Origin of the sequence: Marinobacter sp. (genome assembly GCF_034669625.1) — a bacterium.
Lineage (GTDB): Bacteria > Pseudomonadota > Gammaproteobacteria > Pseudomonadales > Oleiphilaceae > Marinobacter.
Genome location: NZ_JAXMOY010000003.1, coordinates 111,724 through 137,462, shown reverse-complemented (window position 1 = coordinate 137,462; position 25,739 = coordinate 111,724). Strand labels below are relative to the sequence as shown.

26 protein-coding genes and 2 tRNA genes are annotated in these 25,739 nt (G+C 53.1%); 3 read left to right on the top strand and 25 right to left on the bottom strand.

All coding sequences use genetic code 11. The features are described from left to right. Window positions 1-25: 25 nt before the first annotated feature. Genes purC through dapA form a run of 3 tightly spaced genes read right to left on the bottom strand, consistent with a single transcriptional unit; the run spans window position 26 to window position 2,792 of the window. Window positions 26-739 carry a phosphoribosylaminoimidazolesuccinocarboxamide synthase gene (gene purC, locus VOI14_RS04000; protein ID WP_323750735.1) on the bottom strand — a complete coding sequence of 238 codons (714 nt, stop codon included), beginning with the start codon at window positions 737-739 and terminating at the stop codon, window positions 26-28. Between the two features lie 44 nt (window positions 740-783). Beyond that, complete coding sequence (gene bamC, locus VOI14_RS03995) at window positions 784-1,878, bottom strand: outer membrane protein assembly factor BamC (protein WP_323750734.1); 1,095 nt, start codon at window positions 1,876-1,878, stop codon at window positions 784-786. Between the two features lie 35 nt (window positions 1,879-1,913). Then, complete coding sequence (gene dapA / locus VOI14_RS03990) at window positions 1,914-2,792, bottom strand: 4-hydroxy-tetrahydrodipicolinate synthase (RefSeq protein ID WP_323750733.1); 879 nt, start codon at window positions 2,790-2,792, stop codon at window positions 1,914-1,916. Between the two features lie 74 nt (window positions 2,793-2,866). Here dapA and VOI14_RS03985 point away from each other — a divergent pair, with 74 nt between their 5' ends. Next, window positions 2,867-3,334 carry a peroxiredoxin gene (locus tag VOI14_RS03985; protein ID WP_323750732.1) on the top strand — a complete coding sequence of 156 codons (468 nt, stop codon included), beginning with the start codon at window positions 2,867-2,869 and terminating at the stop codon, window positions 3,332-3,334. 8 nt (window positions 3,335-3,342) lie between these two features. Here VOI14_RS03985 and VOI14_RS03980 read toward each other — a convergent pair whose 3' ends face one another. Both VOI14_RS03980 and VOI14_RS03975 read right to left on the bottom strand, forming a co-directional pair. Further along, window positions 3,343-4,413, bottom strand: coding sequence for an AI-2E family transporter (locus VOI14_RS03980; RefSeq protein WP_323750731.1), 1,071 nt, complete (start codon window positions 4,411-4,413; stop codon window positions 3,343-3,345). 15 nt (window positions 4,414-4,428) lie between these two features. Beyond that, window positions 4,429-4,656 (bottom strand): sulfurtransferase TusA family protein, encoded by a 228-nt coding sequence (locus tag VOI14_RS03975; RefSeq protein ID WP_323750730.1) that lies wholly within the window; start codon window positions 4,654-4,656, stop codon window positions 4,429-4,431. A 169-nt stretch (window positions 4,657-4,825) separates the two neighbouring features. On the opposite strand from VOI14_RS03975, the gene VOI14_RS03970 reads away from it, so the two are divergent. Next, a complete protein-coding gene (locus VOI14_RS03970) occupies window positions 4,826-6,295 on the top strand; it encodes a M48 family metalloprotease (RefSeq protein WP_323750729.1) in 1,470 nt (489 codons plus the stop codon). An 18-nt stretch (window positions 6,296-6,313) separates the two neighbouring features. Here the strand turns inward: VOI14_RS03970 and nadA are convergent, their stop codons facing one another. From nadA to aspS, 14 genes are all read right to left on the bottom strand, one after another. After that, entirely contained in the window at window positions 6,314-7,378 is a 1,065-nt protein-coding gene (nadA, locus tag VOI14_RS03965) for a quinolinate synthase NadA (protein ID WP_323750728.1), read from the bottom strand. A 152-nt stretch (window positions 7,379-7,530) separates the two neighbouring features. Beyond that, window positions 7,531-7,606: transfer RNA gene (locus VOI14_RS03960), tRNA-Lys, on the bottom strand. Between the two features lie 60 nt (window positions 7,607-7,666). Further along, a tRNA-Lys gene (locus VOI14_RS03955) sits at window positions 7,667-7,742 on the bottom strand. Between the two features lie 117 nt (window positions 7,743-7,859). After that, on the bottom strand, window positions 7,860-8,624 hold the full coding sequence (gene ybgF / locus VOI14_RS03950) for a tol-pal system protein YbgF (protein WP_323750727.1): 765 nt from the start codon (window positions 8,622-8,624) through the stop codon (window positions 7,860-7,862). A gap of 25 nt (window positions 8,625-8,649) precedes the next feature. After that, complete coding sequence (gene pal / locus VOI14_RS03945) at window positions 8,650-9,219, bottom strand: peptidoglycan-associated lipoprotein Pal (protein ID WP_323750726.1); 570 nt, start codon at window positions 9,217-9,219, stop codon at window positions 8,650-8,652. A gap of 48 nt (window positions 9,220-9,267) precedes the next feature. After that, window positions 9,268-10,545: a Tol-Pal system beta propeller repeat protein TolB gene (tolB, locus tag VOI14_RS03940; protein ID WP_323750856.1), complete on the bottom strand. Its 1,278-nt coding sequence runs from the start codon at window positions 10,543-10,545 to the stop codon at window positions 9,268-9,270. 59 nt (window positions 10,546-10,604) lie between these two features. Further along, the gene (tolA, locus tag VOI14_RS03935) at window positions 10,605-11,579 is read right to left on the bottom strand and encodes a cell envelope integrity protein TolA (RefSeq protein WP_323750855.1); all 975 of its coding nucleotides are present in this window, start codon (window positions 11,577-11,579) and stop codon (window positions 10,605-10,607) included. A gap of 75 nt (window positions 11,580-11,654) precedes the next feature. Continuing rightward, window positions 11,655-12,101, bottom strand: a complete 447-nt coding sequence (tolR, locus tag VOI14_RS03930; protein ID WP_323750725.1) for a protein TolR — start codon at window positions 12,099-12,101, stop codon at window positions 11,655-11,657. Window positions 12,102-12,132: 31 nt separating this feature from the next. Next, window positions 12,133-12,822 carry a protein TolQ gene (gene tolQ / locus VOI14_RS03925; RefSeq protein WP_323750724.1) on the bottom strand — a complete coding sequence of 230 codons (690 nt, stop codon included), beginning with the start codon at window positions 12,820-12,822 and terminating at the stop codon, window positions 12,133-12,135. A 38-nt stretch (window positions 12,823-12,860) separates the two neighbouring features. After that, the gene (gene ybgC, locus VOI14_RS03920; RefSeq protein ID WP_323750723.1) at window positions 12,861-13,286 is read right to left on the bottom strand and encodes a tol-pal system-associated acyl-CoA thioesterase; all 426 of its coding nucleotides are present in this window, start codon (window positions 13,284-13,286) and stop codon (window positions 12,861-12,863) included. After that, complete coding sequence (gene ruvB, locus VOI14_RS03915; protein WP_323750722.1) at window positions 13,279-14,310, bottom strand: Holliday junction branch migration DNA helicase RuvB; 1,032 nt, start codon at window positions 14,308-14,310, stop codon at window positions 13,279-13,281. Before ruvB ends, ybgC begins: the two co-directional genes overlap by 8 nt. A gap of 144 nt (window positions 14,311-14,454) precedes the next feature. Then, entirely contained in the window at window positions 14,455-15,084 is a 630-nt protein-coding gene (ruvA, locus tag VOI14_RS03910) for a Holliday junction branch migration protein RuvA (RefSeq protein ID WP_323750721.1), read from the bottom strand. A 33-nt stretch (window positions 15,085-15,117) separates the two neighbouring features. Next, window positions 15,118-15,645, bottom strand: coding sequence for a crossover junction endodeoxyribonuclease RuvC (ruvC, locus tag VOI14_RS03905; protein ID WP_323750720.1), 528 nt, complete (start codon window positions 15,643-15,645; stop codon window positions 15,118-15,120). Between the two features lie 73 nt (window positions 15,646-15,718). After that, window positions 15,719-17,518: an aspartate--tRNA ligase gene (gene aspS / locus VOI14_RS03900; protein ID WP_323750719.1), complete on the bottom strand. Its 1,800-nt coding sequence runs from the start codon at window positions 17,516-17,518 to the stop codon at window positions 15,719-15,721. A gap of 323 nt (window positions 17,519-17,841) precedes the next feature. On the opposite strand from aspS, the gene fabR reads away from it, so the two are divergent. After that, window positions 17,842-18,468: an HTH-type transcriptional repressor FabR gene (gene fabR, locus VOI14_RS03895; protein WP_416361384.1), complete on the top strand. Its 627-nt coding sequence runs from the start codon at window positions 17,842-17,844 to the stop codon at window positions 18,466-18,468. 12 nt (window positions 18,469-18,480) lie between these two features. Here the strand turns inward: fabR and VOI14_RS03890 are convergent, their stop codons facing one another. The 6 genes from VOI14_RS03890 to guaA form a co-directional block, all read right to left on the bottom strand. Beyond that, the gene (locus tag VOI14_RS03890) at window positions 18,481-18,891 is read right to left on the bottom strand and encodes an HIT family protein (RefSeq protein ID WP_323750718.1); all 411 of its coding nucleotides are present in this window, start codon (window positions 18,889-18,891) and stop codon (window positions 18,481-18,483) included. A gap of 13 nt (window positions 18,892-18,904) precedes the next feature. After that, window positions 18,905-20,251: a UDP-glucose/GDP-mannose dehydrogenase family protein gene (locus tag VOI14_RS03885; protein ID WP_323750717.1), complete on the bottom strand. Its 1,347-nt coding sequence runs from the start codon at window positions 20,249-20,251 to the stop codon at window positions 18,905-18,907. Window positions 20,252-20,283: 32 nt separating this feature from the next. After that, window positions 20,284-21,273, bottom strand: coding sequence for a UDP-glucose 4-epimerase GalE (galE, locus tag VOI14_RS03880; RefSeq protein ID WP_323750716.1), 990 nt, complete (start codon window positions 21,271-21,273; stop codon window positions 20,284-20,286). Window positions 21,274-21,279: 6 nt separating this feature from the next. After that, window positions 21,280-21,783, bottom strand: coding sequence for a tRNA adenosine(34) deaminase TadA (tadA, locus tag VOI14_RS03875; protein WP_323750715.1), 504 nt, complete (start codon window positions 21,781-21,783; stop codon window positions 21,280-21,282). Window positions 21,784-21,797: 14 nt separating this feature from the next. Continuing rightward, complete coding sequence (locus VOI14_RS03870) at window positions 21,798-23,855, bottom strand: EAL domain-containing protein (RefSeq protein ID WP_323750714.1); 2,058 nt, start codon at window positions 23,853-23,855, stop codon at window positions 21,798-21,800. 266 nt (window positions 23,856-24,121) lie between these two features. Then, complete coding sequence (guaA, locus tag VOI14_RS03865) at window positions 24,122-25,699, bottom strand: glutamine-hydrolyzing GMP synthase (RefSeq protein WP_323750713.1); 1,578 nt, start codon at window positions 25,697-25,699, stop codon at window positions 24,122-24,124. Window positions 25,700-25,739: the final 40 nt, after the last annotated feature.

The following is a 25,739-nucleotide window of genomic DNA, read 5'->3' as shown; positions in this document are numbered from 1 at the left end:
GTCGTTTGGTTAATTATTGTAGTAATCAGTCGAAACTGATGCCGAGACGACCGCCTACTTCTTCGTAGGTTTCAATCACACTGCCAAGTCCCTGACGGAAACGGTCTTTATCCATCTTCTTGCGGGTTTCCTTATCCCAGATACGACAGCCGTCCGGGCTGAATTCGTCACCCAGTACAATCGTTCCTTCACTGCGGCCAAATTCCAGCTTGTAGTCAACCAGCAACATGCCCGCGTCATCAAACAAAGCCTTCAGCACATCGTTGACCTTGTAGGTCAGCTCTTTCATCTGGGCCAGCTCAGACTCGGAAGCCCAACCGAAGCTCACCGCCAAAGATTCGTTCACCATGGGGTCGTGCAGAGCATCGTCTTTCAGGAACAGCTCGTAGGTGGGCGGATTGAGTTCAACGCCCTCTTCCACTCCGATTCTTCGACACAGACTGCCTGCCGAGATATTGCGCACAACGCACTCAACCGGAATCATATCGAGCTTTTTCACCAAGGACTCTGTGCCGGACAGCAGCCCTTCGAAGTGAGTCGGCACGCCAGCTGCTTCGAGCTTTTCCATGATGAAGGCATTGAACTTATTGTTCACCATGCCTTTACGGTTTAACTGCTCTTTCTTTTCGCCGTCGAAGGCGGAAGTGTCGTCCCGGAATACCAGAACAAAACGATTAGGGTCATCGGTGCGGTAAACAGATTTTGCCTTGCCCGCGTATAGCTCTTCGCGCTTTTCCATTAGGGTCTCCAAACGGTCAGCAGCCTGCCCGGCCGCCCCGTTAATCAGTACAGATGTTCAAACAATTTGGTAAGCAGGTCGGCACTGGTGTATTCACCATTATAGGCGTCAACGCGCTCGGCCGTAACCACCATGACAGGGTCTGCCTGGCTGATTGTTACCGTGTGGGTATGGGTCAGCTTTTCATCGTCACTAAACCAGGAGAACCAGCCAGGCGAACGTTCGGCTTCGGTGCGGAAGTCGACCTGAACCCAACCGGCGCTGCGATCGATATCAACGATATTCGCGCCTACCTCTTCGAGAGAGCGGTTCACTTCTGCCCAAGTTCGGCCGTAATCAAGCTCCACTTCAACAGCTTTCGCCTGTTCGTCCTCAGACACCAGACGCACCAATGGCTTAGCCACCATACCGGAAGCAGCTCTGGAGAAGGATTTGCTGTCTTCTCTTTGCTTCAGAAACTCGGCCAATTCACCGAGAAGTTTTTTCTGGAGTTCCTCGGATGATTGGTTGTCTGCTCCATCGCTATTCCAGGCAACTAACCCTTCCGGTTTTTCGCTAAACTCAAGCACCTGAGCGCGAATCTCTGTGGTTTTCCGGCGAATACCAGGAGCCAGCCTTAGCTGCGTTAGCACCTTCGGTTCAGACGCCGCGGACCCGTTATCCAGCTCCAGCAACGTGCGAGCCGCTATGCTGTAATTGGCGAGTTCGCTTTGCAGAACACCCAATTGTGGACTGTCGTGGGCAACCCCTAATCCGGACTGGTTCATCCAAGCGTTAACGGCAGGCCACAAACGCCCCGGCACATCGTTCACCAGCAACCACAATCGACCATCCAGCTCCTCGATAACGTAGTTCTGATCCAGAATCTCGGACGTCATATCGGGAGGACGAGGGATGGAGGACGGATACATCTGGCGAGAATCGTCGGTGGTGATGCTGCGAATAGGCATAGCCTGGCTCAAGCGCGAGCTATCGTAACCATCGGGCACCTGAATTGGTGTGCCTTCCGGTGCGTTCACATAGTCTTCGGAACGATCGTGCAGAACGCCACAGCCAGCGAGGGTGCCAGCAAACACAAGCCCGGCAACAGGCCGGGCTAGAGATACAAGTTTATAACGGGTTCTTCCAGGAACCTGCATCGGGTTACTCCGGTTGAAGAGAAAAGGAGTTGGCCTCAGAGAACACCTGAGGCTTTGAGTGCGTCTTCCACTTCACCGTGGAACTTGTCGCTGAACGGAGTCAACGGCAGACGAATCCCTTCACCGATCATGCCCATATGCTGCAGGGCCCACTTAACCGGAATCGGATTCGCTTCCAGGAACAGCTTGTGATTCAACGGCATCAGCTGTTCGTTCAGGCGGCGAGTTTCCTCTTTGTTACCGGCAATGGCGGCTTCACACAGCTGCGACATACCCTTTGGCGCCACGTTAGCCGTTACCGAAACGTTGCCTTTAGCGCCGGCGAGCATCAATTCTGCTGCCGTAGCATCGTCACCTGAGTAAACCGCCAAACGTCCCGACAAACCTTCAATCAGCTCGGTTCCCCGTGGAATGTTTCCGGTCGCATCCTTGATGCCCACGATATTGGGAATGTCAGCAAGGCGCAGAACCGTTTCATTCAACATGTCACAGGCCGTACGCCCCGGCACGTTGTAAAGGATCTGTTTCATACCCGGTACGGCTTCAGCAATGGCCTTGAAGTGCTGATACAGGCCTTCCTGAGTCGGCTTGTTGTAATAAGGTACAACAAGCAAGCACGCATCCGCGCCCAGTTTATGTGCTTCGGTGGTCAGCTCGATGGCTTCCCGGGTGCTGTTACCGCCAGTACCGGCGATAACAGGAATCCTGCCATCCACGCGTTTTATGATATGGCCAATAACCCGACAATGCTCTTTCGGGTCCAAGGTGGCGGACTCACCAGTGGTGCCCACAGCCACGATGCCATGAGTGCCATTTTCGATATGAAAGTCCACTAGTTTGTCCAGGTCTTCCCAGTGAATGTCACCATTGGGATGCATGGGCGTTACTAGTGCGACGAGGCTACCCGTAATCATAAAAACTCCGTCCGAATAAAACCGATATGGTAATGTTGGGCTCGAACTGACACAAGGGAATTAAAGGAGATGTCATGTCATCCGTAGCATTGAATCAGCCTGTACCTGATTTTCAGGCCCAGGCCACCGGTGATCAATCAATTACCCTGACTGGCCTTAAGGGTAAAAACGTTATTATCTACTTTTATCCGAAAGACAACACCCCCGGCTGCACCACCGAAGGCCAGGATTTCCGTGATCGCATGGAGCAATTCTCTGCTCTGGATACTGAAATTTTTGGTGTTTCCCGAGACAGCTTGCGGGCACACGAGAACTTTCGGGCCAAATACGAGTTTCCGTTTCACCTGATTTCAGACAAAGACGAAGACCTATGCAAGCTTTTTGATGTCATCAAACTCAAAAAGCTTTATGGCAAAGAGCACATGGGCATTGAGAGAAGCACCTTCCTGATCGATAAAGCCGGTGTACTTCGAACCGAGTGGCGTGGCGTTAAAGTCAAAGGCCACGCCGACGAGGTGCTCAACGCCGTCAAAGCTCTATAAGTTTACTCCTACGCCGCCGGTGGAGAAGCGATATTCTTCACCGGCCAGGCCGCAAATACGGCCTTGAGCATAGTCGCCAGCGGTATCGCGAAGAAAACGCCCCACAACCCCCAGACACCGCCAAAAAACAGCACGGCCACAATAATGGCTACCGGGTGAAGGTTATTGACCTCAGAGAACAACACCGGCACCAACACGTTACCGTCCAGCGCCTGGATAATGCCGTACACCACCATCACCCAAATAAAATGACTGCCCCAACCAAAGGCAAATAGCCCGATCACAGCAACCGGAATGGTGACCACTGCCGCACCAATGTACGGAATAACCACGCTCAACCCCACCAGCAATGACAGCAAAGCCGCATAAGGCATGCCCAAAACCTTGAACGCAATATACGTTACAGAGCCTACGATCAAGATCTCGACCGCCTTGCCTCGCACATAATTCGCGCACTGCTGATTCACCTCCTGCCAGATACCAATCATCATCGGGCGCTGTTTCGGCAACAGCCGGGCAAATGAGCTCACCAAGATTTCGCGGTCTTTCAAGAAGAAAAATACCAGAATCGGCACCAACACCATGTAGATCAGCAAGGCAACCAGGTCAGGAATGCTCGACAAAGAAAATGACACCAGCCACTGGGTTATATGAGCCACCTCTGCAGACACTTGCTGATAGACCGCATTGACGGCCTCCGCTGAGATCAGATGAGGGTATTCATCTGGCAAGACCTCCAGATAGGACTGAAGCTCCCTGATAATGCGCGGCGCTTCCTTCGCAAGGTTCGACACCTGAGACCAAATCAGAGGCAGCAAACCGAAGATAAAACTTAACAGAATCCCCAGAAACATCAGGAAGACGCCAATCACAGCGATGAAGTCAGGAACTCCCCATTTCTGCAACTTGAGCACCAAACCCTGCAAAATGAAAGCAACAATCAAGGACCCAATAGCGGGCGCCAGCATAGCACCGAACCAAATAATAAAGACGGTGCCAGCAAGCAAAATGAGAAACAGCACAACTGCTTCTTCATCTGAAAAGTATTTATTCGCGAGATCTCGCAAGACTCTGATCATGAAACGCTCCGACGATTATCCGCCGCACTCTATCACGAACCGGTATTCACCGTTATCGTCCTCATAGCTGAGGAGTTCGTGTGCGGATAATTTTATGTAAGCAGGGATGTCCCGTGCCGATCCAGCATCCGTTGCAATGACCTCCAGGCACTCACCGGAAGCCATAGAATTGAGCTCCAACTTGGTTTTGAGAAGCGGCATGGGACAACGCAGCCCGCTTGCATCCAGAGTTCTGTCAGCCATCTTAATAAAACACCATTAACATTCATTCAACAATGGGCAGGCATTATGCCGACAGTGGTACTCTATTGCATCAAAACAGTTGGCAATACTGCGCAGAGCATCAGCGTCAAACACTTTAAGGCGCCTGCAGCGAAAACCGCACATCCACGATGAGGCAATACCTAATTCCATGACGCTAATTCGTAAAGGCCGCCGCACATCATCGCCAACAACCGCGGTCGCACTGCTTATCGCCCTGACGGCAACCTCTCCGCTCAGGGCCGAGCCCTCGGCTCTACCTTCCTTTGGCGGCAGTGGCGGACTGATCGCCGGCCAACAGGAAGCCAGCATTGGCGAGCAGGTCATGACCTCCATCCGTCGCTCGGCGCCACAGGTACAAGACCCCTTAGTGTATGACTACCTGTACAACGTAATTTACCGACTGGTGCCGTTCGCGCCGCTTGATAATCGCGACCTGAAACTGGCTCTCATCGATAGCCCCGCGCTCAATGCATTCGCAGTACCGGGAGGTGTGGTCGGGGTCAACGGTGGACTCTTTCTGAATGCAGCCACGGAACAACAGTTCGCCTCGGTACTCGCCCACGAACTTGCGCACCTTAGCCAACGTCATTTTGCCCGCAGAATGGAGCAACAAGAAACAAGCGCCCCGCTGACTCTGGCAGGCATGATCGCTGGCATCGTCCTTTCGGCGGTGACTCAATCTGACATTGGCATCGCAGCCATAGCGGGCACGCAGGCCATGGCAATTCAGAACATGCTTTCCTATAGCCGGGCTCACGAGCAGGAAGCCGACCGGGTGGGCCTGGAAATCCTGGCCAACTCCGGCATGGACCCCAGAGGCATGCCGGAGATGTTTGAAATCATGATGCGCCAGAACCGTCTGCAAGGGAACCAGATGCCCGAATACCTCTCCACCCACCCACTGACGCAGAGCCGCGTCTCAGACACTCAAAACCGGGCAGAACAATATCCGAGCAAGACCGTGCAGGACAGCCAGGAGTACCACCTGATGCGCAGCCGGCTTCAAGTGCACTACGCCACCTCGCCCGCGTCTGCGGTCGAGATATTTGAGTCGTACCTGAATCGCGAAGATGCCCAACACAATGATGCAATACGCTACGGACTTGCCGTGGCCTATAAGGAAAACAAGCAGCTGGATAAAGCCGAGAAGATACTGCAGGAGCTGTTATCTAAAAATCCGGGCCGAATTACGCTTCAGGTTACTCTCGCAGGAGTCTATACCGAACAAAAGCGCTACGAGGAAGCCCGGCAAATTCTGAAAGGAGCGCTTTTGAGAAACCCGCGTAACTATCCCATCACGTGGGCCTTGGCAGGGCTTGAGATTGCAGACGGAAATGGCACTGCGGCCGCTGGCTATTTGAAGGAATTGACACGGCAGCGTCCTTCCGGCGATCAAATCTGGCTACGACTTGCGGAAGCCGAAGGCATGGCCAGAAACATTGTCGGCGTTCATCGAGCCAGAGCGGAATACGATGCCTTGAGGGGGGACTACCGCTCAGCCCAGCGCCAGTTACGCCAAGCTCAAGAAAAACTGCCCGCCGGCTCGGCAGAAAGGCAGGTGGTTAGCGAGCGGCTGAGCGAGATCGCTAGCCGCATTCAGCAGGCCGACAAATCCTGACCTGGAGCTACAAACCAATCAGGAGGCGTTGCCGGCAGCCTTAAGGTTCATGCCCGCCGTGAAGTCCAACATACGCTTCAATGGACGCAAAGCATCTTCACGAAGGACTGGATCAACGTGCACTTCCTGATCACCGTTCTCGAGCACATGAAGCAGATTCTCCAACCCGTTCATAGCCATCCAGGGACACTGCGCACAGCTACGGCAGGTAGCGCCATTCCCCGCCGTCGGGGCCTCAATCAGCGTTTTATTGGGAGCCAATTGCTGCATCTTGTAAAAGATGCCGTTGTCCGTGGCCACAATAAACTCTTCGTTAGGCATGCTCTGCACGGCATGAATCAACTGCGACGTTGAACCAACCACATCGGCCATCTCGACTACGGCGTCAGGTGACTCCGGGTGCACCAGAATCGCCGCATTCGGGTACAGCGCCTTCAGATCTTCAAGCCCTCTCGACTTAAACTCCTCATGGACGATGCAAGAGCCGTCCCACAGAAGCACATCCGCACCTGTTGTTTTCTGGACGTAGTGCCCCAAATGCTTGTCGGGTGCCCAGAGAATCTTTTCTCCCCTGGCATCCAGATCTTCTACAATCGCCTGCGCACAGCTTGAGGTGACAACCCAGTCTGCCCTCGCCTTTACGGCCGCCGAGGTGTTGGCATACACCACAACGGTACGATCAGGGTGCTGATCACAAAAGTCCGAAAACTCGTCTGCCGGACAACCAACGTCAAGCGAACAGGTCGCTTCCAGCGTTGGCATCAGTACACGTTTTTCGGGGTTTAGAATTTTCGCCGTTTCACCCATAAACCGGACACCAGCCACTACCACGGTCGTGGCTGAATGCTGGTTACCGAAACGCGCCATTTCCAAAGAGTCGGCTACACAGCCGCCCGTTTCTTCAGCAAGACGCTGGATATCAGGATCGGTGTAGTAATGAGCAACCAGCACAGCATCTTTGTCTAAAAGTACCTGTTTAATGCGGGCCTCAAGCTCGGCTTTCTCGCTGGTGCTGAGAGGCTTAGGCTCAGCGGCATGAGCCAGGTGTTCCTGAACAAGGATACGGTCTTGCGCTCGTGTCATTGATGGATCTCTGCGTTGGACGTTACAGGCCGAGTATACCACTTCCCCATTTGAATTGAGGACAGCGCTACATCTCCCCAAAAACTGCAGGCAAAAAAAAAGAGCCCGAAGGCTCTTTTTCGAGCAAAACCAAAATTCCGGCTTTGCTATATTGGTGGGTCGTGATGGATTCGAACCATCGACCAATTGGTTAAAAGCCAACTGCTCTACCAACTGAGCTAACGACCCATAACTGGTATTGCCGGTTTTTCAGCCGACGAACAACGGAAAACTCCGATGTTCTGAAATTGGTGGGTCGTGATGGATTCGAACCATCGACCAATTGGTTAAAAGCCAACTGCTCTACCAACTGAGCTAACGACCCAATGGAGGTGCGTATAGTAATGATATTTTCTTGCTGATCAACCCCTTTTTCAGGGTTTTTTAATTTTTTTTACATCGTTGCTTAAACAGCGATCAAATTGGTGATTGCGCGAGCAACTTACGCCTCGCCCAGGAACTTACGAGCCAGATCAGCCGCACTGGAATCCGGATAATGGTCCACCACCATCTGCATGCGACGCTTAGCTTCCGCTTTTTCGCCCAACTTGTCGAGTGTCACACCCAGCTTGTACACGGCATCCGCCGCTTTTCGATGGTCATCATAGCGCGTAGCAACAATGGTAAAGGCCTGCTTGGCTTGTTCGAGTTGCGGTTTGGCAAGATAAACCTCACCCAACCAATAGTAGGCGTTAACGGTTAGGTCACCTTCTGGGTACTCATCAACGAACTCATACAGCTGAGTGATCGCCTCGTCGTAGGCCTTTTGATTACGGATCAGATCAATAATCTGATTGTAGGTTTGCCGCTCGTTCGCATCAGGCGCCCGATAATTCCGCACAGCCGGTTTAGTCGCTGAAGACTCTGCGGTGGTTGCCGCCGTATCCGGTGCAGAAGCTTTCTCTTCCAGAGCTTTCGACAATTCAAGAATCCGCTGATCGAGATCCACATAGCGATCCCTACCCTGCTGTTGAAGCTTGCGAATTTCGTACTGCTGCTCTTCCACTTTACCCTGAAGCCGCCGCACATCGCCCTGAAGCTGCTGAATCATATAAAACAACTCGGCAGTTGCCTGGCTGTCTCCAGCCTTACGCTGGGCTTCTGAAGTGGCGTTCTGGTAGGCAGGCGTCGACGACTGTGCAGAAACGGCACCCGCCAGGCCAAAGCCTAGCGGGATTAGCACGGTCGCCATGAGTTTTTTTCTCATGGGTCAGTCCGTTTATCAGCGTTAATTACTTGAAAATCAGCTCTACACGACGGTTCTGGGCCCAAGCACTTTCGCTGGAACCACGAACCACAGGCTTCTCTTCACCGTAGCTTACGGTTTCAATCTGGCCACGTGAAGCACCGTTCACCACCAGGAACCGCTCAACGGCTTTAGCGCGACGCTCACCCAGCGCAAGGTTGTATTCCTTGCTGCCACGCTCGTCTGCATGGCCTTCAAGACGAACTTGCTGGCGTGGATTGCTAGACAGGAAGCGCGCATGAGTCACCAACGCATTGCGAGCTTCTTGCTTGATCTCGGAGGTATCGAAATCAAAGTAGAAGGTGGTGATGTTACGCAGAGCTGCCTGCTCCGCCTTGGCACGCTCTTCATCGGTTAGAACAGAAGAGGAAACACCTTCCCCGTCTTCCCCACCATAGACAGTAGAACCACCTTCCTGATCAATCGCAGCAACGTCTGAGCCGGAATCGTAACCGTACTCACCCTCGTCCATGGTATCGCCGGTCGAGCTACAACCCGCTACCAGACCAAAGGACAACAGCATGGCGAACGCTTTGTTTTGTGCAGACACTTTCATATTTACCTTTCCTTCTCGTGACATTGACTTTCTTTAGCTACAAAAGGATTAACGGGTAATCGGACCCCAAGCGGGCTCTCTCACTTCACCCTCCGAGGCCGGCAGGCTATACGCAGCACCGCCGTCCGCAGACACCACCGTAAGCACTCCTTCGCCGCCTTGCTCGGTGGCATAAATCAGCATGCGGCCGTTCGGCGACACACTGGGAGACTCATCCGTTCCGGTACGAGTAACAATGGTTTCCTCATCGGTTTTCAGATTACGACGCGCAATGTGGAAGGACCTATCCCGCTGATGCACGTAGTAAACATATTCGCCTTTAGAATCGGGACGCGCTCGGGCGTTGTACCGGCTACCAAAAGTAATTCGACGGGCTTCAGCACCGGGGCGTTCCATATAATAAATCTGTGGTCCACCCGACTGGTCAGAGGTGAAGAACACCCCTTTTCCAGCATGATCCCAGGCCGCTTCTGTATCGATAGCCCAGTGATTGGTCAGTTTTGTGATCTTTCCACTAACCAGATTCTTTTCATAGATTTCGGCGTTGCCGTCTTTCGATAGCGTCATTAACATCGATTGACCGTCAGGTGACCAGGCAGGTGCCGAATTCAACCCTGGGAAGTCGGCGGCCTTGGTACGTTTTCCAGTCGCCAATTCGTGTATAAAAATGACCGGTTTTCCCGTTTCGAAAGAAACATAGGCAAGCTTCTTGCCATCCGGTGACCACGCGGGCGACAGAATAGGCTCATCACTTTCCAGGCGCACCGTTGAGCGCTGGCCATCAATGTCACTGACGTGAAGGCGGTAGACACTCTTATTGCTCGCACCCGAAAGCGTCACATACGCCAGCTTGGTGGAAAAAGCACCGGGCTCGCCAGTGATCGCTTCGTACACGCGATCACTGATGTGATGCGCCAGAGAGCGGACGTTACCCTGCGGCGCAGCCGCCGTTTCACCCAAAATCCGCTGTTCACGGTTCACATCAAACAGTTCGTAACGCGCCTCTACTCGACCGCCATTATTCGTGAGTTGACCAACCAGGACATAGCGCTGACCCAACATCCGCCAATCACGGAAGTACACTTCAGAGCGCTCAGATGGCAGGCTCAGCATTTTCTCTGGACTCAAAGGCTTGAATTCGCCACTCATGGTCAGGTCGGCCTGCACAATGCTGCTGATCTTATCCCCAGCCGGCATTGCACCACTTTCCGCAAAAGGAACAACTGCCACCGGGATGGCCGAGTTTGCCCCTTCGGTAATGCGAATCAGCAACTCTGCTCGCGCACTTGATGCAACGAAGAACATAACCATCAACCAGCCGACCATGGTTACGTGTCGTTTCGCCAGTACGCTCCTCGAATTTTTACTCTTAAACATTGTCAGCCTCACCGCAACCGTTTGGGGTTGAATTCAATCGTAAACTTTCGGAAGTACCGCTCAAACGTATCTCTGTCGCTCGGCACCGGATATCGATTCAATGAGCGCACCGCACTCAGCGCCGAGTTATCGAACGCGGTATTACCGCTGCTGCTTACCAACGTAACACCTTGCAACTCTCCCGTCGGCAATAGCGTAATCTGCAACCGTGCGACCATATTTTCGGTCGCCGAAGCCGGCGGATACCAAGCCTGAGCCAGGCGGTCTCGAATCAACGCCTGATACTTCTCACTGTCGGTCAGCATCTGCGCTTCCCGGGCTTTGGCCACAGCCGCCTCACGCTGGCGGCGCGCTTCGCTCTCGCGGGCCTTCTCAGCCTCTTCGGCCAGCGCATTAAGCTGCTGTTCTCTCAACCGCCGCTCGGCTTCCTTTCGCTTGCGTTCGGCTTCCTTTCGAGCTCGCTCTTCTTTGCGCTCAGCTTCTTCTTTGCGGCGTTGTTCTTCCTTCCGCTTCTTTTCTTCCTCAGCTTGGCGCTTAGCTTCTTCCTGGCGCTTTCGTTCCTCTTCAGCCTTCTGGCGCTCACGCTCCTTCGCTTCGGCTTCCGCTTTTTTACGAGCCGCTTCTTTAGCTTGAGCCTGCTGTTCAGCCTTTTCACGAGCCTGAGCTTCTTGCTGTTTGCGCTCTCGCTCTATTTTTCGAGCTTTTTCCTGAGCCGCTTTTTCGGCGGCCTGACGCTTGGCTTCCTGCTCCGCTTTTTTACGTTCCGCATCCGCCGTTTTACGCTGCTGCTCTGCGGCCAACTCCCGCTTCTGCGCGTCGTCCCGCTGATCTTGCTCATCAACCACCGGGCTCGGCTTCGGCTCCGGACTGATCAATCTTGCCGAGATGCTGCGCGGCTCAGGCTCCTGCACAGGATTGGTCCACGACCACCCCGCCAGCGCAACCACGACAATCAGCAGATGCAGCCCAAGAGACATCGCCACAGGCGACTTCAATGAAATGCTGTCTTTATTTACGGTGACCCGTTCGTGACCCTTCACAACAATCCCGCCACCTGATTAAGGCTGATCCTGAGGTGCATCGGTAATCAGGCCGATGCCAGACGCACCCGCTGCCTGAAGCTCTGCCATCAAACGCACGACAACACCGTAATCGACAAATTCATCACCACGAACCAACACCTCGCTGTTAGCGCGCTGCGACAAGATTTTCGCAACCTGTGTCCGCACGTTTTCCAGCGACATTGGATCACTGCTGTCATCGCCGACTTCCAGGTAGTAAGCGCCGTTACTGTCGACCGACACGGTTATGGTCTCGACGTCTTTATCCTGAGTGATCGGTTCAGACGTGGTTTCCGGCAAATCCACCTTCACACCTTGTGTGAGCATTGGGGCTGTCACCATAAAAATGACGAGCAACACCAACATAACATCGATATAGGGCACCACGTTGATTTCCGACATCGACTTGCGCGGCTGCCGGGACATCATTCCCATACTTTTCATCGAGCGCCCCTCCCCTTACCATCGGCAACCATCACGAACCGGCCTGCTCGGAGTTGTGAACACGGCGGTGAAGAATGCTGGAAAACTCTTCTGCAAACGTTTCATAGTTCTTCAGCAGTGCATCAGACATGGTCGAGAAACGGTTATACGCAATAACAGCAGGAATCGCGGCAAACAAACCCATCGCAGTCGCGATCAACGCTTCGGAGATACCCGGCGCTACGGTTGCAAGCGTGGCCTGCTGAACCTGAGCCAGCCCCCGGAATGAATTCATGATGCCCCAAACGGTGCCGAACAAACCAACGTAAGGACTGGTGGAACCGACCGTTGCCAGAAACGGAAGATGCATATCCAGTCGTTCATGCTCTCGCGAGAAGGCAACACGCATCGCCCGCTGCGCTCCTTCCATTACGGCATCGGCGTCACGACTTTGCTGTCGAAGCCTGGAAAACTCCTTAAATCCTGCACGAAAAAGAGACTCCATACCCGAGTTCGGCGTTGGGTTCGCATTCACATCTCGGTACAACTGACCAAGATCCATGCCGGACCAAAAGCGCTCTTCAAACGCCAGCTGGGCTTGTTTAGCTTGGCGGTAGATCTTCACTCGCTGGAAGATCAGCGCCCAAGACACCACAGATGCCAACACCAGCAACAGCATGACAAGCTGCACCAGAAGCCCTGCGTTCGCAATCAGATGCCAGACTGATAGTTCGGATCCCACTGTACACTCCCAAGAAAGTTTCTATATTTTTCAGATAATTAAAGCACGCTTTTAAGAATCATACTCATGTTTTCGGGCAGACGCCTTGGCTTACCAGTATCCAGAGCAACACAAGCGACTCTAACCTCGGCTTCGCACAACAACGCTCGGCTATCCGCCATCAGAACCTGTTGACGGAAGGTCATCCAAACCCGGGATGACGCAATCGGCTCGGCGGTGACCAACAACTGGTCATCCAACTTGGCCGGCGCGGCGTAGTGCAGAGTCATCTTCTGAACCACGTAACTGACGTTTTGCTCCAAACCAGACCGCAACTCCACACCCTGACTGCGGACCCACTCTGTGCGTGCACGCTCCATGTAATGGAGGTACTTGGCATGGAATACGATCCCACCGGCGTCGGTATCTTCTATATAGACCCGAAGCGGCAATTCAAAAACAGGAACGCCAGATACATCACTCAAAACCGTTACTCTCCCTCTCGGATTTGGGCGGCACAACACCAAAATGCTGATAGGCACTCGACGTCACCATACGCCCTCTTTGTGTCCGTACCATATAACCTTGCTGAATCAAAAACGGCTCTAACACGTCTTCGATGGTACCTCGCTCTTCACTGATCGCTGCGGCCAGACTTTCAACACCGACCGGTCCGCCATCAAACTTTTCGATCATCGCCAGCAACAGCCGTCGATCCATGTGGTCAAAGCCCTGACTATCAACTTTTAACATATTCAGAGCCTGATCCGCGATTTCCGCAGTAATCCGGCCATCTGACCGTACTTCTGCGAAGTCACGCACTCGACGCAATAGCCGGTTAGCAATTCGCGGCGTACCTCGAGACCGGCGGGCAATTTCAAACGCACCACCTTCATCAAGCGTCACCGAAGATAGCCGGGCCGAGCGGGCAATAATCTGGGTCAGGTCGGCGGTATTGTAGAATTCCAGACGTTGAACAATGCCAAAACGGTCCCTCAGCGGGGAGGTCAGCAAGCCGGCACGAGTGGTCGCGCCCACCAAAGTGAAAGGCGGCAAATCCAGCTTGATAGAGCGCGCTGCCGGGCCCTCACCAATCATGATGTCTAACTGATAGTCTTCCATCGCCGGATACAATACTTCTTCAACCGCCGCACTGAGACGATGTATCTCATCGATGAAGAGAACATCCCCTTCTTCAAGATTGGTCAGCATAGCGGCCAGATCGCCCGCTTTTTCGAGCACGGGACCGGAGGTGGTTTTAATCGCCACACCCATCTCGTTGGCAATGATGTTTGCCAGGGTGGTTTTACCAAGGCCAGGCGGGCCAAAAATCAGGACGTGATCCAGAGCTTCCTGCCGGGCACGAGCTGCAGAGATGAAAATTTCCATCTGCTCGCGCACCGTCGGCTGACCAACGTATTCGGACAACAGCGTCGGGCGGATGGCGCGATCATGCACCTCTTCATACTCTCCGGCTTTGGCCGTTATCAGTCGGTCCGATTCAATCATGGCATTATCCACTTGCTGGGAATAAACAACGTGCCTGCTGGTCGCCCTTGGCTTTAGATTGCCCTAATTGTACAAAGGGCGCGGTCCGAGTCACGTTAAGCTCTATACACATTAGTGTCATCATACGACACAAAAAAGCCGGGCTTACCCGGCTGGAATCATGTTTCTCAGCGCAAGTCTGATCAACGACTCACTGCTCATATCTGGCTCCGCCACCTTACTGATGGCTTTAGCCGCTTCCTGGGGCTTGTAACCGAGCGCAATCAACGCGGCTTCGGCCTCCTCCCTGGGATCCGGCCCCACTGCGGCCATGTCGCTGGACACTCCTCCCGCCGACTGTTCGGGCATAGAAGGAAAGAACTGCCCCTCCAGCTGTTTGATGCGGTCAGCCATGTCAATCAACAAGCGCTCTGCGGTTTTCTTTCCCACGCCTGGTAGCTTAACCAAGGCATTAACATCCCGGGCTTCCACGCATTGGATAAACTGTTGCGCGTCCAGTCCCGACAGAATACCGATGGCCATTTTAGGACCCACACCGTTCACTTTGATCAACAACCGGAACAGATTACGATCCAGCAAAGAAGCGAAACCGAACAGGCTTTGCGCATCTTCGCGCACGGCAAAATGGGTATGGAGAGTCACCTCTTGGCCGGTTTCCGGCAGGTGAAAGAACGTGGTGTAAGGAATATCGACTTCATAACCCAGCCCTGCGCACTCCACCAGTGCCTGGCCCGGGGTTTTCTCAACCAGCAAACCTCGAATACGACCTATCAAAGCCCGTCTCCTCTGGCTTTCATGAATCTTTGTTTATTGCCGGCGAACGCGACCGCCTCGAACCTTGCCGCCAACACCTGCAAGCTTTAACGTACTTTGATTCATATGGGCGTGGCACAGCGCAATGGCTAGCGCATCCGCAGCATCTTCCTGGGGCTTCCGAGACAACCCCAACAAAGCCTGAACCATATGTTGAACCTGAGACTTGTCGGCACCCCCTGTGCCCACGACAGCCTGCTTCACCTGCCTCGCGGAATATTCATGAACAGCCAAACCGCTATTGGCAGCACTGACGATTGCCGCACCTCTAGCCTGCCCCAACTTAAGTGCAGAATCCGGGTTGCGGGCCATGAACACCTGCTCAATGGCAAACTCTTCCGGACGATACTCTCCAATCAACAGCGCGAGACTCTGAAAAATGGTTTGCAAGCGTTCAGCCATGGGCTTTTGCCCGACTCGAATGCAGCCACTGTCAAGATACTCGATCTGGCGACCATCCACGCGGATGATACCGTAACCGGTGATTCTGGAACCGGGGTCTACGCCCAGAATGATTGGCATCCGCCTACCTTCAACGCTGTGAGAGGATCACCAAAACAAAGAGGCGGCCAAAGCCGCCTCTTGTCGTTAGCGCTTACGCTTTATCATCTGCTTTGCCACCATCAGTGGCCTTAGCTGAGCGTCGCAAACGAATGTGCAGCTCTTTCAGCTGCTTCTCGTCAACTTCACCCGGCGCTTGAGTCATCAAGCAAGTCGCACTCTGAGTTTTCGGGAAAGCAATCACGTCACGGATGGACGCAGAACCGGTCATCAGCATCACCAAACGATCCAGACCAAAGGCCAGACCGCCGTGTGGCGGGCAACCGAACTTCAGCGCGTCGAGCAGGAAGCCAAATTTCGCACGAGCCTCTTCCTCACCGATACCCAGAATACGGAACACGGTCTCCTGCATGGCGCCGTCGTGGATACGGATGGAACCGCCACCCAGCTCAGTACCATTCAACACCATGTCGTAGGCGCGGGATAATGCATTCGCCGGGTCTGCCGCCAGCTCTTCCGGCGTGCACGAAGGTGCCGTGAACGGGTGATGGATAGCGGTCAGACCGCCATCGGAGGTTTCCTCGAACATCGGGAAATCTACCACCCACATGGGAGCCCACTCGCAGGCCAGCATATTCAGATCGTGTCCTACTTTGATGCGCAGCGCACCCAGAGCCTCATTCACAACCGTGGTTTTGTCAGCACCGAAGAATACGATATCGCCATCTTCTGCACCCACACGCTCCATAATTGCCATGGCCACATCAGCGCCCAGGAACTTCACGATCGGAGACTGGAGACCTTCCACACCCTTGGCCAGCTCGTTGACCTTGATGTAAGCCAAGCCTTTAGCACCGTAGATGCCTACAAACTTGGTGTATTCGTCGATCTGCTTACGGCTCAGCTCGCCACCTTTAGGTACACGCAACGCAGCAACACGGCCTTTTGGATCTTTCGCCGGGCCGGCGAAGACCTTGAAGTCGACGCTTTCAACCAGATCGTTCACGTCCTGCAGTTCCAGCGGGATACGCAGATCGGGCTTATCGCTACCGTAGCGCTGCATAGCTTCAGCGTATGGCATGCGCGGAAACTCGGGAAGCTCAACATCCAGCACGTCTTTGAACAGGGTGCGAATCATGTCTTCGTTCAGATTCATCAGGCTTTCTTCATCGACAAAAGAAGCCTCAATATCCACCTGAGTAAACTCCGGCTGACGGTCGGCGCGGAGGTCTTCGTCACGGAAGCACTTGGCGATTTGGTAGTAGCGGTCAACACCCGACACCATAAGCATCTGCTTAAACAGCTGCGGCGACTGAGGCAACGCGAAGAAAGAACCGTCGTGAGTTCGGCTTGGCACCAAATAGTCACGAGCACCCTCGGGAGTCGCACGAGTCAGGATGGGGGTTTCCACATCCATAAAACCGCGGCTGTCCAGGAAGTTTCGAATATAGCTGGTTACCCGGGAGCGGAAACGCAAACGGTTGATCATTTCCGGGCGACGCAGATCGATAAAGCGGTAGCGCAAGCGAACATCTTCACCCACGTCTACGTGCTCATCCAGCGGGAACGGAGGCGTGGCCGCAGCATTCAGGATCACGAGCTCTTTACCCAGCAGCTCTACCTGACCGGTAGACATGTTGTCATTTTCAGTACCGGCGGGGCGACGACGCACGCGGCCAGTCACTTTTACAACATATTCACTCCGAACTTTCTCGGCCAGAGCGAAGCTTTCCTGGGTATCCGGGTCAACCACGACCTGAGAAATACCATCCCGGTCCCGCAGATCCAGGAATATAACTCCACCGTGGTCACGGCGGCGATGTACCCATCCACAGAGTGTAACTTCCTGATCAATGTGAGATTCGTTGATCCCACCGCAATAATGACTGCGCATACCGGTTCCCGTAGTTTCTGAATGTGTGCGTTGTGTCCCGCGCCAGGCGGCGGATAACTTTTTCGAAACACGCTGTGAATACATCCATATACGCTCTGCTATGCCATCCATGGCTTCGCAAGGTTTCGAAAAAGTTATCCCCCACCCAACGCTACATCGTTCTTGGCCGCACACTGAAAAAGCGGCCATGGTGAAAAGCCGCCCATTATAAACACAATGACGCCGAAAATCAGGCGTACCGGAACGCATTTAAGACACTCTGATGACTCTTCAGAAACAGGCGGCTAGAATGATGCTCTTTAGCGGTAATTGGAGCAGCTATTTTGACCACCCGAGCGGAACAAAAACTGAAAACCCGAAGAGCACTCATGGACGCCGCCTTGGCGCAACTGAGCGCAGACCGGGGCTTTGGCAGTTTGAGTTTGCGGGAAGTGGCACGGGAAGCCGGAATTGCCCCCACCTCTTTTTACCGGCACTTTGCTGAGCTGGACGAACTGGGCCTGGCGCTGGTTGATGAAGGCGGCGTCGCTCTGCGCCAACTGATGCGCCAAGCCAGAAAACGCATTGTCCGAGACGGCAGTGCGATCTCTACCTCAGTCGACACGTTTATGGAATACCTCGGCAACAATGCCAACCTGTTCCGCTTGATGTTACGAGAACGAACCGGTGTGTCCAAACCGTTCCGTACCGCCGTGAAAGCCGAGATCGAACATTTTGTCACAGAACTGGCCGCTGACCTGCGCCGGTTCGCGGAAGAGCAAAACAAAACCATTTCAGATGCCCGCATCGTAGCTGAAGCCATGGTCACATTGGTATTCAATCAAGGAGCGGAAGCATTGGACGCCACGCCTAAAGAGCGGGAAGAGCTGAAAACGAAATTGAAGATCGAATTACGGATGATTTTGGTAGGCTCCCATACCCTGGCTCAATGGCAACAGGGCCGGGAGTAATCAGAAACCGGTTTAGGCCAACAGCTTGAGTACCGGTTGCAGCTTCGCAATAACGCACTCCAGCTCATCGTCATTATAAGGCACGGGCGCCTGTTTGCCCCACACAGGGCCAGGCCAGGCGGGATCACCTTCAAACCGAACGATATGGTGAAGATGCAGCTGCGGCACCATGTTACCCAAGGCCGCAACATTCATCTTATCGCCGCCAAAGAGCTCCATCATCCCCCTGCTTAAAGCAGACGACTCTTTCAACAGCGTTATCTGCTGCTCTGTTGTAAGCTGGTAGACCTCCCGGATACCGGGCACCGCAGGCACCAGAATAATCCACGGCCAGGTACGGTCATTCATCAACCGAACCTCACACAGCCCGGAATGTCCCAAGCTGTGAGTATCGGCTGCCAGACGTTCGTGAAGCTCAAACATGTCAGCCCCTAGATCAATCTGCCGAATGGAACTGGTTCTGGCCGCGACCAATTGCGTAATAAGTCAGACCATAGCGTTCCAGCATTTCCGGCTCGTACAGATTACGACCGTCAAACACCGCAGGTTCTTTCAATGTTCCAGCAATCGCATCAAAGTCCGGAGAACGGAATTCCTTCCACTCCGTGCAAATCACCAGCACATCCGCCCCTTTCAAGGCCTGCTCTTTGGTGCCGCACAACGTAAGGCCATTGTGGTCGCCATAAATACGCTGAGTTTCGTTCATTGCCTCGGGATCAAACGCCTGAACCGTCGCCCCGACCTTCCACAAGCTTTCCATCAGCGTTCTGGATGAAGCCTCGCGCATGTCATCAGTGTTCGGTTTGAAGGCCAATCCCCATAGAGCAACGACTTTGCCCTCCAGATTGCCCTGGAAGTAGTGACTGATCTTGTCAAACAACACGTACTTCTGACCAACGTTAACGGCTTCGACAGCATTCAGCAGCTTGGCCTCGTAATCACAATCACGGGCAGTGCGCGCAAGCGCTTGCACATCCTTCGGGAAACAAGAGCCACCGTAGCCACAGCCAGGGTAAATAAAGTGGTAACCAATACGCGGATCTGAACCAATCCCGCGACGAACCGCTTCGATATCCGCGCCCAGGCGCTCGGCCAAATTGGACATTTCGTTCATGAAGCTGATTTTCGTAGCCAGCATTGAGTTGGCTGCGTACTTGGTCAGCTCCGCCGAACGGATATCCATAAAGATCATGCGGTCCCGATTCCGGTTGAACGGGTAATACACTTCCCGAAGCAAATCCGCCGCTTGTTCACTATCGGTGCCAATCACGATTCGATCAGGCTTCATGAAGTCATTGATGGCCGCCCCTTCTTTCAGGAACTCCGGGTTGGAGACCACATCAAATGCCAGCTCCAGACCACGCGCATCCAGCTGCGCGCGCACCGCAGCCTTGACCTTATCGCCAGTACCAACTGGAACCGTGGATTTATCGACCACAACTTTGTACTCGTCCATGTACTGCCCGATGGACTTCGCGACCGCCAACACATACTGCAGGTCGGCCGAGCCGTCTTCATCCGGTGGCGTACCGACCGCAATGAACTGCAAAGCTCCGTGTTTGACCGCTGCTTCTGCATCGGTCGTAAAGGCCAATCGACCCGCCTCAAACGTATGCTTAACGATCGACTCGAGACCCGGCTCATAAATAGGAATCTGCCCATTTTCAAGCTTATTGATCTTGTCTTCATCAACGTCCATGCACAATACATCGTGCCCGACATCCGCCAAGCAGGCGCCAGTCACGAGACCAACATATCCTGTTCCAAAAATCGTAATCTTCATGAACTCTTTCCCGAAAACAATATATTAAAACGTTACTTCGCCGCTTTTTTCTGAAGCCAGATCTTTTCCCACGCCAACGCTGTCCGAACGATGGTACTGAGATCGTCGTAGTCAGGTCGCCAATTCAGAACCTGTTTGATTCGGGCATTGTCCGCCATCAATGCCTCAGGATCACCAGCTCGTCTTCCGGTCATCTCAACGGGGAACTCAACACCGGACTCTGCTTTAACCACGTCAATCACTTCACTGACGGTGAAGCCGCTCCCATAGCCACAGTTAAGCACCTGAGACTCACCGCCATCGGCCATGTAATCCAGCGCCATCACATGGGCTTTGGCCAGATCTTCAACATGGATGTAGTCACGAACACAGGTGCCATCACGAGTTTCGTAGTCGGTGCCGAACACACTCATACCTTCGCGTTGGCCTGTCACGCACTCACACGCCACCTTGATAAGATGCGTAGCTTCGGGCGTTGCCTGGCCAAGGAGGCCGTCCGGATTGGCGCCGGCGACATTGAAGTAGCGCAAAACAACATAATTGAGACTGGAAGCCGCCGCCAGATCCATGATCATCCGCTCACTCATCATTTTCGATGCGCCGTAAGGATTGATCGGCGCCAAGGGCAGATCTTCGGTCAGTACCGTCTGTTCAGGCATACCGTACACGGCCGCCGTGGATGAAAACACCATATAAGGCGTCTTGTGGCGCTCGATGGCCTTGAGCAGATTCAGGGTATTGCGAGTGTTGTTGCCATAGTATTTCAGTGGATTACTGACGGACTCGGGCACCACAATATTCGCTGCAAAGTGCAGCACAGCCTCGAAATCGTGGGCCGCAAACACTGCTTCGATGGCGTCCTCATCGCAAAGATCGCCAACCACCAACTCACCCGCAGTAACCGCCCAGCGATAGCCGGTAGACAGGTTATCAAACACCACAATATCGTGGCCTGCTTCCGCCAACTGACGCACAACATGGCTACCAATATAGCCGGCACCGCCGGTCACAAGTACTTTCACGTGGACTTACCCCTTCCCTGAATGCTGTTTGCGCTGCCGGCGGATTTCATCACGCCGACGGCTGAAAAATTCGGTGATAATTTGTCCGCAGTCGTCTGCCAAGACCCCGCCAACGGTTTCAACGTGCCAATTGAGAAACGCCTCATCCAGCGTACGCCGTGCCGACTCTACTGCACCGGCCTTGGGCTCTTTCGCTCCATAGACAATACGGCTGATGCGGCTGTGCACAATAGCGCCAACACACATGGTACAAGGCTCGAGAGTGACGTAAAGCGTTGCGCCGCTCAGGCGGTAGTTCCCCCCCCTCGCCGCGGCATCGCGCAAGGCGCGCACTTCAGCATGAGCCGTCGGGTCACACCCTGTAATAGGCGCATTATAGCCTACGCCTAATTCCTGACCATCACGAACAACAATGGCGCCCACTGGCACTTCGTCTTTTTCGGCTGCTTGCGCAGCCAACGACAAGGCACGAGCCATCCAGTATTCGTCATTGGCGTGTAAATCTGACATAAATGAGGTTCGTCTTATAGGGGCTTAAGCAGCTGATAATTGATCATCTCATGCGCAGGTACCGGCTTGCTGAAATAATACCCCTGCGCCACATCACACCCTAACTCACCCAACAAGGTAAGCTGTTCGGCCGTTTCGACACCTTCAGCAACGACTTGCAAGTTCAAACTGTGAGCCATCGCTATTGTGGCCGTCACAAGGTCACGATCTTCCTTATTGGTCGTGATACCACTGACGAAACTTCGGTCGATCTTCAGAAGGTCGAAGTCGTACTGTCTCAGGTAACTCAATGATGAATACCCGGTTCCAAAGTCATCCATTGATAATTTGACACCCAGGGCATGCAGATCCGTTAAAACCTCATCGACACTGGATTGCCCTACCATCAACACACCTTCGGTAATTTCAAACTCCAGCCGGTCAGATGTGACATTGGTAGTTCTAAGCGCCGCCTTCACAAAGTCGACCAGGTCTTGGTCCCTGAATTGTCGCGGAGAAAGGTTAACCGCCATCGTATATTCTTGTCGGTGAGCCTGTCCCCACTCCAACAAAAAACCCAGTGCATGAGCAAGCACATATTTTCCAATGGGAACGATCAACCCCGTGTGCTCTGCAATGGGTATAAACTCGTCAGGCGCAATCGGCCCCATCACCGGGCTATGCCACCGTAGCAGAGCCTCTGCGCCAACAATCTTGCCATCTTTCACATTAATTTTCGGCTGATAATAGACCTCAAGCTCGTTACGCTCTAGCGCGCCATATAACTGTTCTTCGATTGCCAAACGACGCAAAATCATTTCGTTCATTTGCTTTGTGAAAAACGAATAGGTGTTTCGGCCCTGCTCTTTTGATTGATACATCGCAGCGTCGGCATTGCGCAACAAATCGGTGGCGTTATCGCCATTGTCAGGAAAAATAGCAACGCCAATGCTGGAGGTTAGTATCAATTCTCTCCCATCGATGCTAAATGGCTCTCTAAAAACTCCAAGCAATTTTTCTACAATCTCGACTGCATCAAAACATTCGGCCAACGATCCCAATAACACGATAAATTCATCGCCACCCAAACGCCCCACCGTGTCTGATTCCCGCACGGCCGAATTCAGCCTATTCGCCGCCTCAACGAGAATCTTGTCCCCTACCTCATGACCTAACGAATCATTCACCTTTTTAAAATCATCAATATCCAAAAATACTACCGCAGCTTTTTCGCCGCTTCGATCCATCTCCTTTATCATTTGCGACAAACGATCAAGGGACAGGAAACGATTTGGTATCGAGGTTAAGGAGTCAAAATAAGCTTGTTTTCGAATCAGTTCGGCGGCTTCATGGGCTTCTGTAATATCCCGAACGATAACCATCAGCTGTTTCTGGACAGGCAAGTGGCTGATCCTTGCCTCAAAATAGGCCTTGCCAATGGGAAGGTCTAAATAATATTCGAAGCTAAGAAATCCGTTATCCACCATCGCTTTTGCAATGAAAAGCTTGAACTTTGCCGACACTTCTTCGGGCAACAAGTCGGCCATATTTTTTCCAACAATATCCTCATACTGAACATAAAGCTTTCGGCTATCACCAGCGTGGTAGTCAATAATACTGCCGTCTTCTGCCAATAAGAAAAATAAATCGGGGATCGATTCAAATACGCTCTGAAGCAATTCTTCTTTTGAAACAGCTCGGTGTTGCGCTTTTTTTACATCACCCAAATCCACGTCAATGCAATACATTTCATGTTCATTGCGTGCATTCCGAAACATTACGTGGCTTGAATAAACACTGACATCCTCGCCGCTTTTGCTGCGTAGAATAAGCTCTGAGGCCGGTATTTCTAAGCCCTTATTCACCCAGCTTTCATGGGCAGACACAACGCCCGATCGCATAGATTCAGGAATTATCAAATCTTCTAATCTTTTACCTAGCGCCTCTTCGGCGGTGTAGCCGTAGATTCTTTCACTGCCTATGTTCCAGTAAACAACTCTGCGCTCTTGGTCATACCCTTGAACGGAAATAGCATCGACGGCATCAAACAGTTGACGTACAGAATCCCTTGCATTCTCTTGACGATCGTCCATTTTTCTACTCTTTCGATCTATTGGCATGACGGAAAATCCGGCCTAACGTCCATTCTGTCCCAGCCATTTTAACAACACCCCGAGGTCCAAAAATAAGCCCTCAGCCCCACATACCATGCATCTAAACCTTGAGCTAAGTTTAGGAAAGACTTAAAAAATCACCAGCCTTTTTGCGCGAATTGGTATCAGAAATAAAAGAGCCCACAACGAGGTGGGCTTCAGTGTGACTTAATGCTATCGATCGAGAGGCATTGCCAGCGACAAGATCATTCCCATTCAATCGTCGCGGGTGGCTTGGACGACACATCGTAGGTCACCCGGGAAATGCCACTGATCTCATTGATAATCCGATTAGAAACCGTTTCCAACAGATCGTATGGGAGGTGTGCCCAGCGAGCAGTCATGAAGTCGATGGTCTCCACCGCGCGCAATGCCACAACCCACTCGTAGCGACGTGCATCACCTACAACACCGACAGACCTCACGGGCAGGAAGACGGCAAAGGCCTGACTGGTTTTATGGTACAAGTCAGCGCGATGAAGCTCTTCGAGGAAGATAGCATCCGCACGGCGCAGAATATCGGCGTATTCCTTTTTCACTTCACCCAGAATACGCACACCCAGACCCGGTCCAGGGAACGGATGACGGTAGACCATGTCGTATGGCAAGCCGAGTTCAAGGCCAATTCGACGAACTTCATCCTTGAACAGCTCACGCAGTGGCTCAACCAGTTTCATTTTCATGGTTTCTGGCAGGCCGCCCACGTTGTGGTGCGACTTGATCACATGCGCTTTACCGGTCTTCGAGGCTGCGGACTCGATGACGTCAGGGTAGATCGTGCCCTGAGCCAGCCAGTTCACATCTTTGATTTTGGCAGCTTCATCATCGAACACGTCAATAAAAGTGTTACCGATCACTTTCCGCTTTTGCTCAGGGTCGCTGACCCCTTTCAGCTTCGACAGGAACAGATCTTCTGCATCAGCACGGATGACCTTTACGCCCATGCTACTACCGAACATATCCATTACCTGATCGCCTTCGTTCAGGCGCAGCAAGCCGTTATCGACAAACACGCAGGTCAGCTGATCACCGATGGCTTTGTGCAACAGGGCTGCTGTGACCGAGGAATCAACACCACCGGATAGACCAAGCAGCACCTTATCGGTACCCACCTGCTCACGAATCTGGCGAACAGCATCGTCTACGATTTTGGCCGGGGTCCATAATGCTTCACAATCACAGATGCTGAGAACAAAGTGCTCCAGAATCCGCTTGCCTTGCAGAGTGTGAGTAACCTCCGGGTGGAACTGAACACCGTACAGATTGCGCGACAAATCCTGCATAGCAGCGATCGGAGCGCTTTCGGTAGAAGCCAGAAGCTCGAAACCTTCAGGCATGGTCACGACCTTATCACCATGGCTCATCCAAACATCCAGCAAGGAATCCCCAGCCGGCGTCAGGTGATCGGTGATATCGTTCAGCAAAGGCCCTTTCGCGCGCACTTTGACCTGGGCATAACCAAACTCGCGCTTCTCCGAGCTGGCGACACGCCCACCCAACTGTTCAGCCATGGTCTGCATGCCATAGCAAATGCCGAGCACCGGAATGCCTCGATCGAACAGGCTCTCTGGCGCTCGCGGCCCACCTAATTCGGTAACCGATTCAGGCCCGCCGGCCAAAACGATGCCTTTTGGATTGAAGTGATTAAGTTCTTCTTCGGTGATATCAAAGGCTTTAACTTCGCAATACACGCCAATTTCCCGCACACGGCGAGCAATCAGTTGGGTGTATTGGGAACCGAAATCGAGAATCAGGATACGGTGGTCGTGAATGTTCTGAGCCATGGAGTCCTCGGGCTGAAGAGAAACAACACAGCCCGGAAAC

Excerpts from the sequence above, each read along its gene's own strand:
- VOI14_RS03890 (WP_323750718.1), bottom strand. The coding sequence starts at position 18,891 with ATGTTTGAGCTTCACGAACGTCTGGCAGCCGATACTCACAGCTTGGGA.
- ruvC (WP_323750720.1), bottom strand. The coding sequence starts at position 15,645 with ATGCCAATCATTCTGGGCGTAGACCCCGGTTCCAGAATCACCGGTTAC.
- pal (WP_323750726.1), bottom strand. The coding sequence starts at position 9,219 with ATGAAAGTGTCTGCACAAAACAAAGCGTTCGCCATGCTGTTGTCCTTT.
- guaA (WP_323750713.1), bottom strand. The coding sequence starts at position 25,699 with ATGGCTCAGAACATTCACGACCACCGTATCCTGATTCTCGATTTCGGT.
- purC (WP_323750735.1), bottom strand. The coding sequence starts at position 739 with ATGGAAAAGCGCGAAGAGCTATACGCGGGCAAGGCAAAATCTGTTTAC.
- ruvB (WP_323750722.1), bottom strand. The coding sequence starts at position 14,310 with ATGATTGAATCGGACCGACTGATAACGGCCAAAGCCGGAGAGTATGAA.
- nadA (WP_323750728.1), bottom strand. The coding sequence starts at position 7,378 with ATGACACGAGCGCAAGACCGTATCCTTGTTCAGGAACACCTGGCTCAT.
- tolB (WP_323750856.1), bottom strand. The coding sequence starts at position 10,545 with ATGGTCGGCTGGTTGATGGTTATGTTCTTCGTTGCATCAAGTGCGCGA.
- dapA (WP_323750733.1), bottom strand. The coding sequence starts at position 2,792 with ATGATTACGGGTAGCCTCGTCGCACTAGTAACGCCCATGCATCCCAAT.
- ybgF (WP_323750727.1), bottom strand. The coding sequence starts at position 8,624 with ATGAGAAAAAAACTCATGGCGACCGTGCTAATCCCGCTAGGCTTTGGC.
- VOI14_RS03885 (WP_323750717.1), bottom strand. The coding sequence starts at position 20,251 with ATGAAGATTACGATTTTTGGAACAGGATATGTTGGTCTCGTGACTGGC.
- VOI14_RS03870 (WP_323750714.1), bottom strand. The coding sequence starts at position 23,855 with ATGGACGATCGTCAAGAGAATGCAAGGGATTCTGTACGTCAACTGTTT.
- aspS (WP_323750719.1), bottom strand. The coding sequence starts at position 17,518 with ATGCGCAGTCATTATTGCGGTGGGATCAACGAATCTCACATTGATCAG.
- bamC (WP_323750734.1), bottom strand. The coding sequence starts at position 1,878 with ATGCAGGTTCCTGGAAGAACCCGTTATAAACTTGTATCTCTAGCCCGG.
- VOI14_RS03985 (WP_323750732.1), top strand. The coding sequence starts at position 2,867 with ATGTCATCCGTAGCATTGAATCAGCCTGTACCTGATTTTCAGGCCCAG.
- tolR (WP_323750725.1), bottom strand. The coding sequence starts at position 12,101 with ATGAAAAGTATGGGAATGATGTCCCGGCAGCCGCGCAAGTCGATGTCG.
- VOI14_RS03975 (WP_323750730.1), bottom strand. The coding sequence starts at position 4,656 with ATGGCTGACAGAACTCTGGATGCAAGCGGGCTGCGTTGTCCCATGCCG.
- VOI14_RS03980 (WP_323750731.1), bottom strand. The coding sequence starts at position 4,413 with ATGATCAGAGTCTTGCGAGATCTCGCGAATAAATACTTTTCAGATGAA.
- tadA (WP_323750715.1), bottom strand. The coding sequence starts at position 21,783 with ATGTCAGATTTACACGCCAATGACGAATACTGGATGGCTCGTGCCTTG.
- VOI14_RS03970 (WP_323750729.1), top strand. The coding sequence starts at position 4,826 with ATGACGCTAATTCGTAAAGGCCGCCGCACATCATCGCCAACAACCGCG.